The organism is Ramlibacter cellulosilyticus, assembly GCF_014297465.1.
In the GTDB taxonomy this organism is placed as follows: Bacteria; Pseudomonadota; Gammaproteobacteria; order Burkholderiales; family Burkholderiaceae_C; genus Ramlibacter; species Ramlibacter cellulosilyticus.
Map to the genome: position 1 here is coordinate 33,497 of NZ_JACORT010000015.1, position 17,580 is coordinate 51,076.

At 70.7% G+C, this 17,580-nt stretch carries 20 protein-coding genes; 6 read left to right on the top strand and 14 right to left on the bottom strand.

The window, feature by feature from the left end:
- Window positions 1-4: 4 nt before the first annotated feature.
- The 8 genes from H8N03_RS24620 to H8N03_RS24655 all read right to left on the bottom strand — a co-directional run bounded on the left by H8N03_RS24620 (window position 5) and on the right by H8N03_RS24655 (window position 8,792).
- Entirely contained in the window at window positions 5-385 is a 381-nt protein-coding gene (locus H8N03_RS24620; RefSeq protein WP_187078892.1) for a hypothetical protein, read from the bottom strand.
- Window positions 386-409: 24 nt separating this feature from the next.
- Entirely contained in the window at window positions 410-949 is a 540-nt protein-coding gene (locus H8N03_RS24625; protein WP_187078893.1) for a hypothetical protein, read from the bottom strand.
- Between the two features lie 33 nt (window positions 950-982).
- A complete protein-coding gene (locus H8N03_RS24630) occupies window positions 983-1,378 on the bottom strand; it encodes a DUF3592 domain-containing protein (protein WP_187078894.1) in 396 nt (131 codons plus the stop codon).
- Between the two features lie 224 nt (window positions 1,379-1,602).
- Window positions 1,603-4,002, bottom strand: coding sequence for an efflux RND transporter permease subunit (locus H8N03_RS24635; RefSeq protein WP_187078895.1), 2,400 nt, complete (start codon window positions 4,000-4,002; stop codon window positions 1,603-1,605).
- Between the two features lie 23 nt (window positions 4,003-4,025).
- On the bottom strand, window positions 4,026-4,997 hold the full coding sequence (locus tag H8N03_RS24640; protein ID WP_222623148.1) for a WD40/YVTN/BNR-like repeat-containing protein: 972 nt from the start codon (window positions 4,995-4,997) through the stop codon (window positions 4,026-4,028).
- 22 nt (window positions 4,998-5,019) lie between these two features.
- Window positions 5,020-6,369, bottom strand: coding sequence for a DUF1329 domain-containing protein (locus H8N03_RS24645; RefSeq protein WP_187078896.1), 1,350 nt, complete (start codon window positions 6,367-6,369; stop codon window positions 5,020-5,022).
- 11 nt (window positions 6,370-6,380) lie between these two features.
- Window positions 6,381-8,066: a DUF1302 domain-containing protein gene (locus H8N03_RS24650; protein ID WP_354005175.1), complete on the bottom strand. Its 1,686-nt coding sequence runs from the start codon at window positions 8,064-8,066 to the stop codon at window positions 6,381-6,383.
- Window positions 8,067-8,213: 147 nt separating this feature from the next.
- Window positions 8,214-8,792: a hypothetical protein gene (locus H8N03_RS24655; RefSeq protein WP_187078897.1), complete on the bottom strand. Its 579-nt coding sequence runs from the start codon at window positions 8,790-8,792 to the stop codon at window positions 8,214-8,216.
- A gap of 96 nt (window positions 8,793-8,888) precedes the next feature.
- On the opposite strand from H8N03_RS24655, the gene H8N03_RS24660 reads away from it, so the two are divergent.
- Window positions 8,889-9,290, top strand: coding sequence for an RcnB family protein (locus H8N03_RS24660; RefSeq protein WP_187078898.1), 402 nt, complete (start codon window positions 8,889-8,891; stop codon window positions 9,288-9,290).
- Here H8N03_RS24660 and H8N03_RS24665 read toward each other — a convergent pair.
- Window positions 9,287-9,697, bottom strand: coding sequence for a hypothetical protein (locus tag H8N03_RS24665; protein WP_187078899.1), 411 nt, complete (start codon window positions 9,695-9,697; stop codon window positions 9,287-9,289). The two genes, H8N03_RS24660 and H8N03_RS24665, sit on opposite strands and share 4 nt — an antisense overlap.
- Window positions 9,698-9,801: 104 nt before the next feature.
- Here H8N03_RS24665 and nthA point away from each other — a divergent pair, with 104 nt between their 5' ends.
- Both nthA and nthB read left to right on the top strand, forming a co-directional pair.
- A complete protein-coding gene (gene nthA / locus H8N03_RS24670; RefSeq protein WP_187078900.1) occupies window positions 9,802-10,425 on the top strand; it encodes a nitrile hydratase subunit alpha in 624 nt (207 codons plus the stop codon).
- Window positions 10,422-11,081, top strand: a complete 660-nt coding sequence (gene nthB / locus H8N03_RS24675) for a nitrile hydratase subunit beta (protein WP_187078901.1) — start codon at window positions 10,422-10,424, stop codon at window positions 11,079-11,081. The genes nthA and nthB overlap by 4 nt, the downstream gene beginning before the upstream one ends.
- 12 nt (window positions 11,082-11,093) lie before the next feature.
- Here nthB and H8N03_RS24680 read toward each other — a convergent pair whose 3' ends face one another.
- Window positions 11,094-11,288 carry a hypothetical protein gene (locus H8N03_RS24680; protein ID WP_187078902.1) on the bottom strand — a complete coding sequence of 65 codons (195 nt, stop codon included), beginning with the start codon at window positions 11,286-11,288 and terminating at the stop codon, window positions 11,094-11,096.
- Between the two features lie 65 nt (window positions 11,289-11,353).
- Between H8N03_RS24680 and H8N03_RS24685 the strand changes: the two genes are divergently transcribed.
- Together H8N03_RS24685 and H8N03_RS24690 are read left to right on the top strand one after the other, a co-directional pair.
- Window positions 11,354-12,067, top strand: coding sequence for a Crp/Fnr family transcriptional regulator (locus H8N03_RS24685; protein WP_187078903.1), 714 nt, complete (start codon window positions 11,354-11,356; stop codon window positions 12,065-12,067).
- On the top strand, window positions 12,064-12,426 hold the full coding sequence (locus H8N03_RS24690; protein ID WP_354005176.1) for a nitrile hydratase accessory protein: 363 nt from the start codon (window positions 12,064-12,066) through the stop codon (window positions 12,424-12,426). The genes H8N03_RS24685 and H8N03_RS24690 overlap by 4 nt, the downstream gene beginning before the upstream one ends.
- Here H8N03_RS24690 and H8N03_RS24695 read toward each other — a convergent pair.
- Window positions 12,423-12,908: a 5' nucleotidase, NT5C type gene (locus H8N03_RS24695; RefSeq protein WP_187078904.1), complete on the bottom strand. Its 486-nt coding sequence runs from the start codon at window positions 12,906-12,908 to the stop codon at window positions 12,423-12,425. The genes H8N03_RS24690 and H8N03_RS24695 overlap by 4 nt on opposite strands.
- A gap of 52 nt (window positions 12,909-12,960) precedes the next feature.
- Complete coding sequence (locus H8N03_RS24700) at window positions 12,961-13,326, bottom strand: hypothetical protein (RefSeq protein ID WP_187078905.1); 366 nt, start codon at window positions 13,324-13,326, stop codon at window positions 12,961-12,963.
- Window positions 13,327-13,425: 99 nt separating this feature from the next.
- Between H8N03_RS24700 and H8N03_RS24705 the strand changes: the two genes are divergently transcribed.
- A complete protein-coding gene (locus H8N03_RS24705) occupies window positions 13,426-14,082 on the top strand; it encodes a hypothetical protein (protein WP_187078906.1) in 657 nt (218 codons plus the stop codon).
- On the opposite strand, the gene H8N03_RS24710 is transcribed toward H8N03_RS24705, so the two are convergent.
- The gene (locus tag H8N03_RS24710; RefSeq protein WP_187078907.1) at window positions 14,079-15,929 is read right to left on the bottom strand and encodes a PAS domain-containing sensor histidine kinase; all 1,851 of its coding nucleotides are present in this window, start codon (window positions 15,927-15,929) and stop codon (window positions 14,079-14,081) included. The genes H8N03_RS24705 and H8N03_RS24710 overlap by 4 nt on opposite strands.
- Before the next feature lie 18 nt (window positions 15,930-15,947).
- Complete coding sequence (locus tag H8N03_RS24715; RefSeq protein WP_255428387.1) at window positions 15,948-17,579, bottom strand: response regulator; 1,632 nt, start codon at window positions 17,577-17,579, stop codon at window positions 15,948-15,950.
- Window position 17,580: the final 1 nt, after the last annotated feature.

Genomic DNA, 17,580 nt, shown 5'->3' on the forward strand with positions numbered 1-17,580 from the left:
CGCCTCACGGCGGTGCGCCAGGCCAGCGATCCTCCGCCTCGAACGGGAAGTAGATCGCCCCCGACTCCAGCGCCTGGCAGTGGTTGAGGCCCAGCGCCGTCATGATCGCGCGGACAGGCGGAGGGCCGGCGTAGACGCGGAAGTCCAGCAGGGTCTCTTCGGACGCGCCGAACAGGATGATCTCGATGGCGTGCCCTTCGCCGCCGAAAGGGCCGGAGGCGAAGAGCATGTCGTTCGAGGACTCCCAGCGCAGGCCGGGGATTGCCGCGTCCAGTGCTGCCCGGACGGCGTCGCGGGTGCCTAGCGGCTCGCGGTGCTCGCGGTCCCAGGCGTGCATGGGGCCGATGCCGTCGGGGGCGCGGAAGAGGGTGAGCTGGAAAGGCATGGGCCGCGTCCTACCCGGCAGCCATCACGCAAACGGGCTTCGAAGAAGCTTGTCCGTCGGGGCGAGAACGGTGAACCGAAGTCCGGCGTGAGCGTCGTGCCGAAAGCCGCAGATCTCGTGCGCCAACGTGATGGGTACGTCGAACACCGCGTCACAGCGGGCTTGCGCCGCGCGTTGCCTGGCGCCAGCGAGGATCGCGGGCAGCGAATCCGGGGGATCGCCCTCGACGGCCAGGTCATCCTCCCCTTCGTCCAGGACGTGCGACACCTCCCAGACCATCTCGATGTCGCGACAGAAGACCGACCGCGACGCGTTCACGCTCTCGCTCGCCGTGCACCCGACGGCGAGACATTCGCTCGAGATGGATTCGGCCAGGAGCTGTTCCGTCCACTCGTGGTTGAACTCCTTCAACCAGATCAGGTACCAGCCGCCGGGAAGAACGGCGCCCGCGTAGGCCGTCGCGCCGGGCGAGGCAACTTCTCCCGTGTCGACGAGGCCCACGGAGTGCAAGACCTCTTCGGCGGACTTGCCGTGGACCGCGACCCAGCTGAACGAAAACCCCATCGATCCCTCCTGCGTTCCAGGAACGCCTGATATCTACAGCAGGACGAGCGCCGCGAGCGCCATGGCGATGCCTCCTCCGATGAGGAGCCAAGAAGGCTTCTGCTTCTCGAACACGAACTCGTAGGGATCGCGCGGGTCGTAGAGGACCTTCACCGGCTGGCCGGAGCGGAAATCGTCCAGCGCCTCCGCGGGGAAGGAACTGCGCTTGGTCACCTCGCGGCCTTCCACCGTCTTGAAGCGGATCTCCGCGGTGTAGGTCGTCATGCCGCGGGACCGGTGCTCTGTGTAGTTCGCAATCGGCGCCACCACGGCCTCCTGGCCGGTGCGCTTCACCCTTCCGAGGTTCTGGCGTTCGCTGACGCCCACTCCCAGGAAGACCAGCCCGGCGATGACGCCAAGCACCTTGAAGACCAGGCTGCGGCTGACCATGCGGCTCTCCTCCTCCGCGACACCACGGCACGCCGGGTGCGCGAATCTTGTCATTCGAATGTATCTGCGCGCCTCGAGAACGGCCCGAATCAGAAGACGCAAGGTCGAACGGCGTGGCGGCTGGCCCACACACCACGGCATTCACGCCGGGGCCAACCGTCGCACCCAAAAAAGAGGGCCGCAATCGCGGCCCCTCAACCTTGGAAACTTGCCTTCTACCGGCCTCACGCCCTCCCCGTGCGCAGCAGGAAGTGCGACAGCGCCGGGATCAGGATCACCGCCCCCACCATGTTCCACAGGAACATGAACGCCAGCAGGATGCCCATGTCGGCCTGGAACTTGATGGGCGAGAAGGCCCAGGTCACCACGCCCACCGCGAGGGTGACGCCCACCAGCACGACCACGCGGCCCGTGAACTCCAGCGCGCGCTGGTAGGCGACCGCGAGCGGCACGCCCTGGCGCTGCTGCGCGAGCTGCACGGACAGCAGGTACAGCGCGTAGTCGATGCCGATGCCCACGCCCAGCGCGATCACGGGCAGCGTGGCCACCTTCACGCCGATGCCCAGCGCCACCATCAGCGCCTCGCACAGCACCGAGGTGATCACGAGCGGCACGACCGCCACGACCACCGCGCGCCAGCTGCGGAAGGTGATGAAGCACAGGAGGATCACCGCGGCGTACACCAGCAGCAGCATCTGCACCCAGGCCTTGCGCACGACGATGTTGGTCGCCGCCTCGATGCCGGCGCTGCCCGCGGCGAGCAGGAACTCGCGGTCCTTCGCGGAGTGCGCCTTCGAGAAAGCGTCCGCTTCGGCCACGACGCGGTCCAGCGTCTCGGCGCGATGGTCGGACAGGTACGCGATCACCGGCATCACCGAGCAGTCGGTGTTGAACAGGTCCGGGTTGTTCACGCTCGCCTGCTGCGCACCGTAGTTCAGCACGTCCTGGTTGCGCGCGATGGTCAGCCACTTGGGGCTGCCTTCGTTCGACCCCGCCGTGATCTGGCGCACGGCGTTGGTCAGTGCCACCGTCGTCTGCACGCCCGGCACCTGCTGCAGGCCCCAGGCGAGGCGGTCGGCCTCCACCAGGGTCTGGTACTGCAGGCACCCCTCCTTGGGCGTCTTGACGATGACAGCAAAGGTATCGCTCGAGAGGCTGTAGTGCTTCGTGATGAAGGCGTTGTCGCGGTTGTAGCGCGAGTCCGCGCGCAGCTCGGGTGCGCCGGCGTCCAGGTCGCCGATCTTCAGCCGCGTGCTGGCCGCGTAGCCGAGCGCCGTGAGCAGCGCCGCCACGACCAGCGCGGACGTGGCCCAGCGCGGCTGCACGAACTTCTCGATCAGCACGAACAGGCCGTGCAGCGCGCCGCCGTCCTCGGTGCGCAGGCTGCGCGCCGCGGCCTTCCGGCTCACGCCCACGTACGACAGCAGCACCGGCAGCAGGATCAGGTTGGTGAAGATCAGCACCGCCACGCCGAGGCTCGCCGACAGCGCGAGTTCGCGGATCACGGGGATGTCGATCACCATCAGCACGCCGAAGCCCACGGCATCGGCCAGCAGCGCCGTGAGGCCCGCAAGGAACAGGCGGCGGAAGGTGAAGCGCGCCGCGACCAGCTTGTCGGCGCCGCGGCCGATGTCCTGCATGATGCCGTTCATCTTCTGCGCGCCGTGGCTCACGCCGATGGCGAACACGAGGAAGGGCACCAGGATGGAATACGGGTCCAGCTCGAAGCCGAGCGCCGCCACCAGCCCCAGCTGCCACGCCACGGCGGCGAGCGAGCACGCGATCACCAGCGCCGTGCTGCGCACGCAGCGCGTGTACGCATAGATGATCAGGCCCGCGATCACGGCGGCGAGCACGAAGTACATCGACACCTGCACGAGGCCGTCGATCAGGTCGCCCACCAGCTTGGCGAAGCCGGTGACGTGCAGCTTCACCGGTGCTTCCGCGCCCATCGCTTCGTAGCGGGCGCGGATCTTCTCGATGGACTGCGACAGCGCGCGGTAGTCCAGGCGCTGCCCGCCGCTCGGGTCCTGGTCCAGCAGCGGCACCACGATCATGCTGGACCTGAAGTCGTCGCCCACGAGGTTGCCGACCAGGTTGGCGCGCGCGATGTTGGCGCGCAGCTGGTCGGTCGCGGCGGGCGAGCCGTTGTAGTTGTCCGGCATGACGGGGCCGCCACGGAAGCCTTCTTCCGTCACCTCGGTCCAGCGCACGCCGGGTGCCCACAGCGACTTCACCCAGGCGCGGTCCACGCCCGGCGTGAGGAACAGCTCGTCGTGGATCTTCTTCAGCGCCTCGAGGTACTTCGCGTCGTAGACGGTGCCCTTGGGGTTCTCCACCACGATGCGCAGCGAGTTGCCCAGCCCGCGCAGCTCGGCCCGGTTCTCCAGGTAGTTCTGGATGTAGGGATGACCGCGCGGGATCATCTTGTCGAAGCTCGCGTTGAGCGTCAGGCGCGCGGAGGCCACCGCGGCGAGCACCACCGTGAGCAGCAGGCACACCACCAGCACCACGCGGCGGTTGTTGAACACCAGCCGCTCCAGGCGCGAGCCCGAAGCGTGGTCGAAGCGGTCCGCGGACGGGACGAGCGGGGTCGTGTCCGCGTCGAGGGCGGAGGCATGCATGGCGGTTCCCTGGAGAGAAAGGGTCAGGGCAGCGGCTGGGCGAGCACGCCGCGCGGTCCGGCCACGAGCACGCGGCCGCTGGCGGCGCCCAGCACCGCCGCGGCGGGGAAGGGTCGTTCGAGCGGGATGGGCGCGAACACCGCGCCATGGTCGCTGCTGACGAAGAGGTGGCCGGCCTGGCTGGCGAGCAGGATGCGCCCGTTGGCGTCCGTCGCACTCGCCGTGATGCCCACCTGCACGTTGGTCGGCACCGCCTGCCAGCTCGCGCCACCGTCGGTGCTGCGCAGCACGTTGCCGCGCAGCCCGTGCACCACCACCGCCTGCGCGGTGCCGGTCACGCCGAACAGCGTGCCCTGGTAAGGCAGCGGCACCGCCACGAAGCGGCCGCTCGCGCGATCGAGCTTCAGCAGCAGGCCCTGCTCGCCGGCGATCCACACGTCGTCGCCGACGGCGCGCACCGCGTACAGGTGCATCTTCTTCGGGTTGTCGGCGGAGGCTTGCGCGGATTGCCACGTCGCGCCGCCGTCACGCGTTTCCAGCAGCGTGCCGAAGGCGCCGACGGCGTAGCCGCTGTGCTCGTCGCGGAACCAGACGTCCAGCAGCGGCACGTCGGCGTTGTCGGGGCGGCCATCGCGCTGGCGCTGCCAGGTCTTGCCGGCATCGGCCGTGTGCAGGATCACGCCGTCGTGGCCGACCGCCCAGCCCTGGCTGGTACTGGGGAAGTGCACGGCGACGAGGTCGGAGCTCACCGGCACTTCGGCCTGGCGCCACTCCTGGCCGGCGTTGTCGGTCCAGAGCACGTGCCCGCGCTGGCCGACGGCGACGATGCGGTCGCCGGCGCGGGCGAGGCCGGTGAGCAGCCCGCGCTGCGCGAGCGGGCTCTTCAGGGCCGGCGTGTCGAGCACGTCCGTCCAGCCCTGCACCGCGCCGGTGGCCGCCATGCCCGCCAGCGCGGTGCCGGCGGCCAGGGCCATCAGGAAGTCGCGCGCATTCATGGCGTCACGCTTCGGCGAGGCGTCAGCGGATGCCGGAGCCCGCGAGGGCGTCGGCGGTCCACTCGCGCTCGGGCAGCGCCTTGGTGTGGCGCAGGCCGCCGGTCTCGGCGATGTAGCCGGTCACGGAGTACACGCGCGACACGAGGTCGTAGTGGCCGAACATGTCGGTGTACGGCGCGGGCAGGTCGTAGCTGGGCGCCATGTAGGCGAAGCCGGCGCGCCACAGCTGGCCGCGCGCGTCGTACGCGTCGCTCGCGAGCGCCGCCCAGGAGTCCTCGTCCAGGTAGAAGGTGCGCTTGCTGTACACGTGCCGCTTGCCTTCCTTCAGCGTGGCTTCCACCACCCACACGCGGTGCATCTCCCAGCGCACCAGGTCCGGGTTCAGGTGGTTGGGCTTGAACAGGTCGTCCTGCTTGCTCTGGTACACGGCGGCGTACGCGTTGTACGGCACCAGCATCTCCTTCTTGCCCACGAGCTTGAAGTCGAAGCGGTCCATGGAACCGTTGAAGATGAAGGTGTCGTCGAAGGTCGTCGCGCCCGCGGTGCCGGGGTTCGGCGTGTCGTGCGCGAGGTCGGGGGCGACCTTCACGCGGCGCTGGCCGGGGAGGTAGCTCCAGGCGCGGCGGTCCTTGGTGCCGATGTCCAGCGGGTCCACCAGCAGCAGCGCCTCGCCCGCGCGGCGCGCGGGCGCGGTGTACTGCAGCTTCAGGCGCCAGTAGGTCTCGGCGTCGGCCCTGGCGTTGTCCCAGAACGGGTATTCCTGCGTGCTGTTGCCCTCGGTGGCGAGCGACGCGCGGCCGCTGGCGTCCACGTTGATGTTGCGGTACTTGGCTTCGTACGCCGGGCCGTTGAAGCGCACGAGGTGGTTCCACATCGCCTCGTTGCCCGTCTTCGGGATCGGGAAGGGGAAGCCGGCGTGCGCGCCCTCGATGGAGCGGCCCTCGTTGAGCGTCTTCGCCCGGGTCGCGTTCTTCACGGTGTTGTCCGTGACGTACTTCGGGAAGGCGACGCTGCGGTGCGTCGGATAGACATCGACGCGGAACGTCGGGTACTTCTGCAGCAGGGCCTTGGTGCCCTCGGTCAGGTTGCCCGCGTACTGCGCCATGTTCTTCGCGTCGACGGAGAACTTCGGCTTCTCGCTCGCGAAGGGGTTCGGGCGGATGCCGTCGCCGGACTTGAAGCCGGCGGGCGGCGTGGTGAGGCCGCCGGTGTAGGCCGGGATGGTGCCATCCTTGCTGGCGCCCTTCTCGGCGCCGACGGCGGTGAGGCTGGTGCCCAGCGCCTTGGCCTCTTCGGGCGAAACGGCGGCCTGGGCGGCGAGGCTGCAAGCGGCGGCGCAGAGCGCCGCGAGGGAGCGGAGGGGGAACTTCATGGAGAACTCCATCAGAAGGTGGTGCGGAACGTGAGGCTGATGAAGCCGCGGTCCTTGAGGTAGGTCGTCAGGCCGTTGGTGGCCGTCACCTGGGTCGCGTTGGACTTGTAGGCGCCGAGGAAGTCGATGTACTTCAGGTCGAAGCGGTACTTCTGGTACAGGTCGGCGCCGAGGCCGATCGAGTAGTTGCCCAGCTTCTCGTTGCCGCCGAAGGTGACGGCGGAGTTGCCGTGCAGGCCCACCGCATACGTGATGGGCGCAGAGAGGTCCACGCCGGGGAACACCTGGTACCAGACGGGCGTGAACGCCACGCTGGTGCCGACGTAGTCCTTGGTGGCGCAGCCGTTCCACTTGTCGGCGTTGGCGCCGCTGCAATTGGCCGAGAAGCCGATCGCATTGAACAGGCTCGCGCCGCTGCGGACCTTCTCCCAGCGGGAGTACTGCAGTTCGGCCGCCCACACCGCCTGGTCGAACAGCGCGGTCTTCGCGACGGTGCCGGTCAGGTTGGCGAGCGCATGCCAGGTGTCGCCGCGCGGGCCGCCCGTCTCGCCCTGCGCGGGCGTGCCCACGGGGGCCCCCGTCAGCACGCGCGCGGCCAGCGGCGTGTTGCGGCGGTAGGAGACCTCGGAGCCGAAGCTGAGGCCGGCGATGTTCTTCGTGAGGCTCACGCCGTACAGGTCGATGTCGTCGGCGTAGTACATGTTGTAGACGCCGGGGCTGGAGCGCAGCACCTGCGGCAGCTTGTCCGCGTAGCGGCGGTAGTAAAAGCCGACCGTGCCGTCCAGCGCCTTCGGGCTCCAGCGCGCGGACAGGCCGAACTCGCCGTGCTGGGAAGGCTCGAACGCGCCGCCGCGGCGCACGAAGCCGGCGCCGGGAACGAACTGGCGATCCGGGCCGTTGAACACGAAGTCCACGGGGCCGAGGTAGGTGCCGCCTTCCGGATAGCGGGCCGATTCCCATTCCAGCAGGTACTGGCCGGCCACGGACAGTTCGTCGGTGAGCTGCGCCTGCGCGGAGATCTGGTTCAAGGGACGGAACAGTTCCTTCGCTTCGGTGCCGGGGGTGGCGAAGCCCTTCTGCAGGTCCAGCGGGTTCTGCGCGTAGGAGATGGAGTGCAGGTGGCCGCCCAGGAACAGCGACTCGCCCCAGTACAGCGTGTGGCGGCCGGCCTTGACCTGCACCGGCACCTCGCCCGCGTCGAAGCCCGTGAAGGCAAACGCGTCGAGGAGTTCGCCGGACGGTCCGTGATAGAAGCGCTTGGTGTAGCCGCTGTACTGGCGGTTGACGTAGCTCGGGATCGTCGGGAACGGCGGGTTGGGATTGGTCTGGCTCGCGTTGCCGTAGGCATCGTCGAACCAGCCCGCGCCGCTCAGGCGGAAGCCGTGGCGCTTCTTGTAGACGACGTCCAGCTCGGTGAGCAGGTCGATGCGCTTGGCGACCGCGTCGCCCTTGTCGAAGCTGTAGTCGCCCTCGTCGGCCAGGGCGTCGTTGCCGATCTTGCTGTCCCGGTTCTCCACGCGCACGCCCAGGTTCAGGCGCACCGTGTTGTCCCAGCGCACCGCCAGGTCGGGGTTGCCGGTATCGAACTCGAACGCGTGGGCGCCGCCGCAGGCGATCAGGACGCCGGTGGCGATGGCGGTGAGGGAAATGCCGCGCAGCGCTCCGTTCGCTCGCGGCCCTTGGATGGATCGGTTCACTGTTGTTCCTCTGAATGGGTCGGGCCGACGCGCGCGCTGCGGCGCTTTGCGGCACGGGACGCATTCTTGGAAAACGGGGCGATCCGCCGCCCCCTCTTGTGCGGGGGGGAAGGAGTAGGGGGGAGGCCTAGGGTTTGCCCGGAATCTTCAGCGGCCGCAGGCGAGCGGCGGCGCCTCTCGCCGCACCGGCGCGATCTCGCGCGCATGGCAGGCAAGTGCCAGCGGCGAAGGGCTCACGCGCCGGTCCGCCGCGACGACGGCCTGCACGCGCCGCAGCCCGTTGTCCGCGGTGACCCAGTAGCGCAGGGGAGCACCCTGCAGGTCGGGATTGGGTTGCGACAGCGTGATGCGCGCCTGCCCGCCTTCGCCCAGCCAGTCGCCGACCGCGGGGTGCGCGAGCACGAAGCGCAGGATGCGCGCCTCTTCGTCCGCGCGCGCGGACTCCTGCCGCTCCCACGTGAGGCCGCTCGCATAGAGCAGCGCCGCCATCGGCACGACGATCAGGACGATCCTGTGTTGCCGCCAGGGGTCCGGCCGGCGCTCGCGCGCGACCATGATCGCCTCGGCGAACATCAGCGTCATGAAGCATGCGGGGACCGCGCCCAGCGACCACCAGAGCAGCGCGCCGGACGGCTCCGCGCCGGCCGAGGGCTGGGCCAGCAAGGCATAGGCGATCAGCCCCCACAAGGGGAGCAGCCCCAGTCCGCCATAGAGCAGGAAGCCCATCGGCACAGTGTAGCCAGCGCCTGCGGCCCGTGCACGCGGACTTCCTACAGGCAACGCGGCCATGCGGGTCCATGCTGGACGGGAAAGGAGCCCCTCATGGACAAGAAGACCCTCGTCGCCGCCGTGCTCGCCGCCGTCGCCGTCGCCCCCGCCTTCGCGGACAAGGGCGGCCACCACGGCAAGGGCCATGGCCGCGGCCACGACGACCACCATGCCTATGTCGACCGCCACGACGACTGGCGCGGCGGCTGCCCGCCCGGACTGGCGAAGAAGCACAACGGCTGCCTGCCGCCCGGCCAGGCGAAGAAGATGGACCGCCACCACGGGCTGGTGGGCCACCGCGCGCCGGCCGGAACCGTGTACGTCGTGCCGCGCCACGTGCGCGCCACGCTGCCGCCGCCGCCCTACGGCTACCGCTATGCGGTGGTGAACAACCAGGTGGTGCTGGTCTCCGACGCCAACATCGTCGTGGACATCGTGCGCAGCCTGCTCGGCTAACCCGGGAAACGCATGGTGATGCTCGCCGGCTTGCCGCCGCCGGCGACCGTCTGGCGTTGCGTGCGGCCCTGCGAGGTCGCCACGATCTCGTACGGGCCCGCGCGCGCGAGGTCCAGCAGCATCAGCGGCCCGCCGCAGCGGCCGTGCAGGACCACCTTGCCTTCGTGGCGCACCTCGTAGTCGACGTCGGCCACGTAGGCGCCACTCGCGGTGGCGAAGGTGACCAGCACGCCGCGCTGCGCCGCCTCGGCCTTCATGCGCTTCTGGTCCGCGTCGCCGACGCCGCCGCAGCGCACGGAGGTGGCCTGCTCGTTCGCGGAACCGGCGGCTGTCGGCGCCGAGGCTCCTTGCGCCAGTGCGGTGCCGCACAAGCCCAGCACGGCCGCAGCCACGATCGCATGTTTCATCGCTTGCTCCTTGTGGAGGATGCTCCAGGGGCATTGTCCCGCCCGGCGCGGGGATGCGGGGCCGTGTGTTGCCGATCGTGACCGCCCTGCGGCACACTGGCGCGATGGGCCACGCGCACGACCACGACCACGACCACGACCACGACCACAGCGAGCTCGACGCCACGGAGCTGCGCGTGCGCGCGCTGCAGAGCGTCCTCGCGGAGAAGGGCTACATCGACCCGGCGGCGCTGGACGAGATCGTCGACACCTACCAGACCCGCGTCGGGCCGCGCAACGGTGCGAGCGTCGTCGCGAAGGCCTGGTCGGATCCGGCCTTCCGCGAGTGGCTGCTGCGCGATGCGACGGCGGCCATCGCGTCGCTGGGCTACACGGGCCGGCAAGGCGAGCACATGGTGGCCGTGGAGAACACCGACGCCGTCCACAACATGGTGGTGTGCACCTTGTGCAGCTGCTATCCGTGGCCCGTGCTGGGCCTGCCGCCCGCCTGGTACAAGAGCGCGCCCTACCGCTCGCGTGCCGTGCGCGACCCGCACGGCGTGCTGGCGGAGTTCGGCGTCACGTTGCCAGCGGGCAAGCAGGTGCGCGTCTGGGACTCGACCGCCGAGGTCCGCTACCTCGTCCTCCCGCAGCGCCCCGCAGGCACCGAAGGCCTGGACGAGGAACAGCTCGCGGCGCTCGTCACGCGGGACTCCATGATCGGCACCGGCCTGCCGAACACCCCATGAGCTACGAAACCCATGCCGACCTGGGCGGGCAGGCGGGCCACGGTCCCGTGGTGCCCGAGCCGGAAGACCTGCGCTTCCACGCCGACTGGGAGCGCGATGCGCTGGCGATCGTGCTCGCGATGGGTGCCACCGGCAGCTGGAACATCGACATGAGCCGCGCCGCGCGCGAGACGCTGCCGGACTACGCGCAGCGCAGCTATTACCAGATCTGGCTGGCCGCGCTGGAGAAGCTCATGGCCGAACGCGGGCAGGTGCTGCCCGACGAAGTGGCGGCGGCGCGCATGCTGCATCCGCCGGTGCCGGTCGCCCGCGTGCTGCAAGCCGCGGACGTCGCGGCGGCCCTCGCCCGCGGCTCGCCCGTCGCGCGGACCGACGGGCCGGCGCCGCGCTTCGCCCCCGGCGAGGCCGTGCGCACGCGCGCACACGCCGTGCCGCACCACACGCGCCTGCCCGGCTACGCCCGCGGGAAACGCGGCGTCGTCGAGAAGGTGCACGGCAACCACGTCTTCGCGGACGCGCACGCGCAAGGCCTGGGCGAACAGCCTCAACCGCTGTACACGGTGGTCTTCGAGGCGAGGGAGCTCTGGGGCGACGATGCCGCGCCGGGCCTGCGCGTTTCCATCGACGCGTGGGAGCCTTACCTGCAGCCGGCCTGAAAGCCGCCGCACCTACTCCTGGGCCAGCTCTGCCCGGAGGCGTTGCGCCTCGAGCTCCATCACGTCGATGGTGCGCAGCAGCGCCTGCAACGCCGGGTCGGACACTTCGCCGGGCGCGGACCGCAGCTCATCGCCATGGCGCAAGAGGGCCTCCTCGAGCCGGCTCAGCGCAGCCCGCACTTCCCGGCTGTGTGCGGATTCGTCCATGGCCGGCACTATAGGCGGCGGCTTCCCGCTATAAAGGGCCGGACGTGTAAAAGAAAGTCCGCGACATGGAGAGTGCGCATTCCGACCTCCGCGCCAACCGGCTGCTGGCGCTCCTGGAGCCTTCCACGCTGGCGGCGCTGGCGCCCCGGTTCGAGCGCGTCGAGCTGCGTCACCGCGACCGCCTCTACGACGAAGGCGCGCCGATGACGCATGCCTGGTTCCCGGCCGAGGGTGTGCTGTCCATGCTGGCGGCCGCATCCGCGGCGCAGACCCGCATCGAGGTCGCCACGATCGGGCGTGAAGGCGGTCTTGCGGTGCCGCTGCTGCTCGGCGCGCAGCGCAGCCCCGGCATCGTCTTCCCGCAGGTGGAGGGCTGGGGGTGGCGCATCACGGCCGGCGACTTCCTCGCAGCCGTCGCCGGGCACCCCACGTTCTCGCGCGTCATGCACCGCTTCGCGTACGCGCTGTTCGTGCATGCGTCGCAAGGCACGGCGTGCAACCGCGCCCATGGCCCCGAGCAGCGCTGCGCGCGCTGGCTTCTGCAGACACACGACCGCGTCCGGGGCGACACCTTCGACCTCACGCAGGACTTCCTCGCGGAGATGCTCGGCGAGCGCCGCGCCACGGTGAACCAGGCGGCCACCCATCTCGCGCAGCGCGGGTTGATCCGCTACAGCCGCGGGCACATGGAAGTGCTCGATCGCGCGCGGCTGGAAGACGCGGCGTGCGGCTGCTACCGCTTCATTCGCGACACCTACGAGGAGATGTTGCAGCAGTGAGCGCCCTGCCCCAGGTCCCCGGCCTGCCGCGCGACGCGGACGGCCCCGTCTTCGGCGCGCCCTGGCAGGCGCAGGCCTTCGCGATGGCCGTCGCGCTGCACGCGAAGGGGCTCTTCACCTGGCCCGAATGGGCCGAGGCGCTCGCGAACACCATCCGCACGGCGCCGGCCGCGCCGGACGAGGACGCCGGCGCGGCGTATTACCGGCAGTGGCTGGAGACGCTCGAGCGCATGGTGGCGCGCACCGGCGCCAGCTCGGAAGGGGAACTGCGCCGCTACCGCGACGCGTGGGACCACGCGGCGGACCGCACGCCGCACGGGCAGCCGATCACATTGGCGCCCGAAGACTTCGACCGCTAGCCGTCCACGCGCAGCGGGAAGTACGCGGCGAGCTCCTCCAGCGCCTGCTTCACGTCGCGGTAGTGGATGAACACGCCGCCCGCGCCTTCCCACAGGTGCTGGTACTTGAGCGTGTCGTCCACCAACACGTCGCCGTGCTTGCAGTGGTCGCGCTTGTCGGCGGCGAGCGTCGTGATGATCTCCGTGCCGGGGAAGTGCTGCGCGGCCCAGCGCACCTTCTGCGCCGCCGCCCAGTTGCCGCGCGGCAGGCCGGTGAGGATCACCGGGTGCAGGTGGCGCACGGCCTCGAAGAGCTCCATGGCGCCGGGCATCAGCGGAAGCGTCCCGAAGAAGTCCGGGTGCTGCGCGAGGCGGGCCCAGAAGCGGCCGGCGCCGTGGCGCGCCTGGAAGGCCTTCGGCGGCATGCCGAAGATCTTTCCGGCCCCGGTGTCGAAGTCGGCGAGCACGCCATCGCAATCGAGATACAGGCGTCGATCGGGCATGGGTCCATCGTGCCGCGGCCGGGCGGCGGCCGGCGTAGGACCCTGCAGGCAATCAGCCGATGCCAAATGCCTCCCGCAAGGCCGAGCAGAAGGGGTCCGTGCCGCTCAGGGTGAGGGTGAGCGTGGTGCGGGCCGGATCGGGCGTCCCCGCCTCGAACTCCAGCCGGTCGGCGCCGGGCGCATAGCGAACCGCCAGGGGCGTGGCCACTTCGCGCACGCCGTGCAGCGCGTAGTCCCACTCCCCGCCCTCGTCGAGCGGGGCGGCCGGGCCGAAGCGGCGTTCCGCCCAGTCGAGCACGGCGCGCACCTCCGCGTCCAGCGCGGCGAGCTGCGCCGGGCCGGCCGAAGCCATCGCGTCGAAGCTCCCGTGCCCGTGCGCGTCGCCGCTGAAGTCGAAGTCGAGGTAGCGCAGCTCCATCGCCGCGCATCATAGGCCGTTACATGGCGCGACAAAGGCACGTGCGGGCGCCCGTTTGCTGCCAGCATCGCGGAAACAGAAGGTGAAAGGGAGCCCGCCATGGACATGAACCTGCTGGTCGCGCTGGCCATCCTGCTGATGCTCGCCGTGATCATCGGCGCCGTGCTCGCGCGCCGCCGCCGTTCGACAGGCCTGGCGCAGCGCTTCGGCCCCGAGTACGAGCGCACCGTGCAGCGTGCCGGCAGCCGCAGCCAGGCCGAGGCGGAGCTGCACGCGCGCGAGCAGCGCGTGCGCAAGCTGGAGATCGTGCCGCTCGCCGCCCACGAGGCGCAGCGCTTCCGCATGGAGTGGCAGGGGCTGCAGGCGCGCTTCGTCGACAGCCCGCGCATGGCGGTGGCCGAAGCGGACCTGCTGGTGCGCGACGTGATGACGCGCCGCGGCTATCCCATGGGCGACTTCGAGAGCCGCGCGGCCGACCTCTCCGTGGACCATCCCGTGGTGGTCGAGAACTACCGCGCCGCGCACGAGATCGCCTTGCGCGAACGCCGCGGCGAGGCCGACACCGAGGGCCTGCGCCAGGCCTTCGTGCACTACCGCGCGCTCTTCTCCGAGCTGCTCGAGGCCCCGCAGGCGCGGCGCGCACGACCGGAGGAGCGGCCGGCGGAACGCATGCGCGGCGGGATGCTGTCGCCCGAGCGCGCGATGGCGAAGGAAGGAGCCGCCACGCGCGATCGCGAGCGGCGCAAGGAGCGCTAGTTCGCCATGGGCAGGCGCACGCGGAACGTGCTGCCCTGCCCCGGCCCCGCGCTGGAGGCGGCTATGCTGCCCTGGTGCAGCTCCACCAGCTTCCTCACCAGCCACAGGCCGATGCCCAGGCCCGGCGGCCCCACCTGCGAGGTGCCGCGCCCTTGCGCGAAGAGGTCGAACACGTGCGGCAGCAGGTCCGGCGCGATGCCGCTGCCGTTGTCGCACACCTCCACCACCACCTCGCCCGCCTCGCGCGTCGCGCGTAGGTCGATGCGGCCCCCGGGGGGCGTGTACTTGACCGCGTTGTTCACCAGGTTGCTGAACACCTGCGCGAGCCGCGTGAGGTCGCCGCGCAGCCGCACCGGCTCCTTCGGCAGCTCGATGGCCAGGACGTGCCCCGCCGCCGCGATCGCCGGCTGGCAGCTCTCCAGTGCGTGGTCGAGCACCTGCGCGAGGGTGAGGTCCTCGACGCGCAGGCCCAGCTTGCCGCGGCTCACGCGCGAGACGTCCAGCAGGTCGTCGACCAGCCGCACCATGTGCGTGAGCTGCCGCTCCATCATGTCGCGCGTGCGCGCGGCCGTCGGCGGGAGTTCGCCGACGCGGCGCAGGATCTCCAGCCCGGTGCGGATGGGTGCGAGCGGATTGCGCAGCTCGTGCGCCAGGGTCGCGATGAATTCGTCCTTGCGCCGGTCCGCTTCCACCACGTCCGTGATGTCGGTCGAGACACCGCAGACCGCGTAGACCTGCCCGGCCTCGTCGTACAGGGGGAACTTGCTGGAGCGGAACACGGTGAGTTCGCCCTGCACCACGGCGCGCTCTTCCACCGTGATCGGCTCGCCCGTCTCCAGCACCCGCCGGTCGTTGGCCCGCAATTCCCCGGCGGCGCCCACGCCGAACAGCTCGTCGTCGGTGATGCCCTGCACCTGCTCGGGTCGCAGCCCGTGGAGCCGCCGCCACGCCTGGTTGGACAGGATGTAGCGCCCCTGCAGGTCCTTGGCGAACACCAGCGCACCGGCGCCTTCGATCACCGACTGCGTGAGGCGCTGCGCGGCGCGCAGGCGGCCTTCCGCGATCCTCTCGATCGTGACGTCGCGCGCTGCGCAGATGCCGCGCACCGGCTGCGGGCGGCCGTCGACGTCTTCGAACACGATCTGCAGGCGGATGTGCAGCCAGCGCACGATGCCGCTGGGCAGTTGCGCGCGCACGTCGATCGCGAGGTGGCCGTTGCCCGCGGGGTCCAGCGTGCGGCGGATCGCGTCGAGGTAGCGGTCGCGGTCCTCGGGATGGATGCGGTCGAAGATCGCCTGGCGCGGCACCGTGAGCGGACCGTCCCCGAGCTCCAGCAGGCGGGCGAGCTCGCCCGAGATGTGGTTCAGGTTGGTGCGGTAGTCGATGTCCGCCATCACCAGGCCCGCGGCCTGGATGCCCATCGCGAGCTTCAGGCGGTCCGCCTCGCGCTGCGCCTCCGCCGCCTTGCGCTCCGTGATGTCGCGCGCGATCCCGAGCAGGCCCACGACGTCGCCGCTCGCGCCGCGCAAGGGCATCTTGCGCGTGTGGTAGCAGCGCAGGCTGCCGTCGGGCGCGGGCAGGGACTCCTCCCGCTCGACGGCCTGCCCGACGGCGAGCATCTGGCGGTCGTTCTCGCGCAGCCGGCGCGCCGCCGCGCCGTCGCCGAGGATCTCGAAGTCGGTGCGGCCGATCACCTGTTCGGCGGTGAAGCCGAAGATGGCCAGCGTCGCGCGGTTGGCGAAGCGGTAGCGGCCTTCCAGGTCCTTCGCGAAGATGCAGTCGTCGCTGGCCTGCGCGATCGCCTCCGCGAGCAGGCCGGGATGGTCGAACAGGGTGCCGGCCGTCATCGCCGCTGCACAAGCGCCTCAGGGCCGGTCCGAGGCGCTGCCTTCCAGGCGGGAGGCGATGAGCTGCAGCAGCCGGTCGATGTCGATCGGCTTCACCACGTGCTCGTCGAAGCCGGCCGCGCGCGACCGCTCCAGGTCCTGCGGCTGGCCCCAGCCGGTGACCGCGACCACCGTGCGCCCCGCCCCGCCCGGCTGCTCGCGGATGCGGCGGCACGCGTCGTAGCCGTTCACCCGGGGCATGCCGATGTCCAGCAGCACGAGCTCCGCGTCGAATTCGCCGGCGGCCTGCACCGCCGCCTCGCCGTCGTGCACCTGGCGCACGCTGTGCCCCAGGGATTCGAGCAGGATGGCGAGCGTCTCGGCGGCATCCGTGTTGTCGTCGGCGACGAGGATGCGCAGCGTGCCCGCGGGCACGCCGGGTTCCGCCTGCGGCGCCTCCGGCTCGGGTTCGGAGGAGGCCTCCGCGAGGGGCAGCCGCACCGTGAAGACGCTGCCCTTGCCGGCGCCTTCGCTCGCGGCCGTGACGGTGCCGCCATGCAGTTCCACCAGCTTGCGCGTGAGCGACAGGCCGATGCCGAGGCCGCCGCGCGAGCGGGTGAGCGCCGGCTCTTCCTGCGAGAACATGTCGAACACGCTCTCCAGGCGGTGCGGCGCGATGCCGATGCCGTTGTCGCGGAACGAGACCACCGCCTGCGCGCCGTCGCGCACGACGCGCACCTCGATCTGCCCGCCGGGATCGGTGTACTTGGCGGCGTTGGACAGGATGTTCATGAACACCTGCGCGAGCCGCGCGCGGTCGGCATCGACGGCCAGCTTGCCGGGCGGATGCAGCACCGACAGCTTGTGCCCGGCGCCGTCGATCTGCGGCTGCATGGTTTCCACCGCGTCGGCCAGCACGTCGTCGAGCAGCGCGCGCTCGCGGCGCAGCTCGATGCGGCCCTGGCTGATGCGGCTGACATCCATCAGCTCGTCGATGAGCCGGCTCATGAGGCTCACTTGCCGCTCGATGATGTCGGACGCCCATTGCACGTCGTTCGTGCCCGGTCCGCGCAGCTTGAGGAAGTGGATCGCGTTGCGCACGGGCGCGAGCGGATTGCGCAGCTCGTGCGCGAGCGTCGCCAGGAATTCGTCCTTGCGCCGGTCGGCCTCGCGCAGGCGCGCCTCGCTGGCCTGCAGTTCGGCGGTGCGCTCCTCCACGCGGCGGTCCAGGCTCGCATTCAGCTCCAGCAGGCGGCGGTTGGCCCGCTCGAGCTCGCGCTCCTTGCGATGCAGCTCCGCGAAGACGGCCACCTTGGACTTCAGCACGGGCGGGTTCACCGGCTTGTGCAGGAAGTCGACGGCACCCGAGCCGTAGGCCTCCAGCACCTGCTGGTCCTCGTGGTAGAAGGCCGTGAGGAAGATGATGGGGATGCGCGCCGTCTTGCGGCGGTCCTTGATCATCTTCGCGAGCTCGAAGCCGCTCATGCCGGGCATCTGCACGTCCAGCACCAGCAGCGCGAACTCGTCGGCCATGAGCGCGAGCAGCGCGTCGTCGCCGGTGGTCGCGCGCACGAGCCGGTAGCCCGGGTGGTCGAGGATGGACTCCAGGACCGCGAGGTTCCTCGGCTCGTCGTCGACGATGAGGATGTTGACCTGTTCGACGGGATTCATC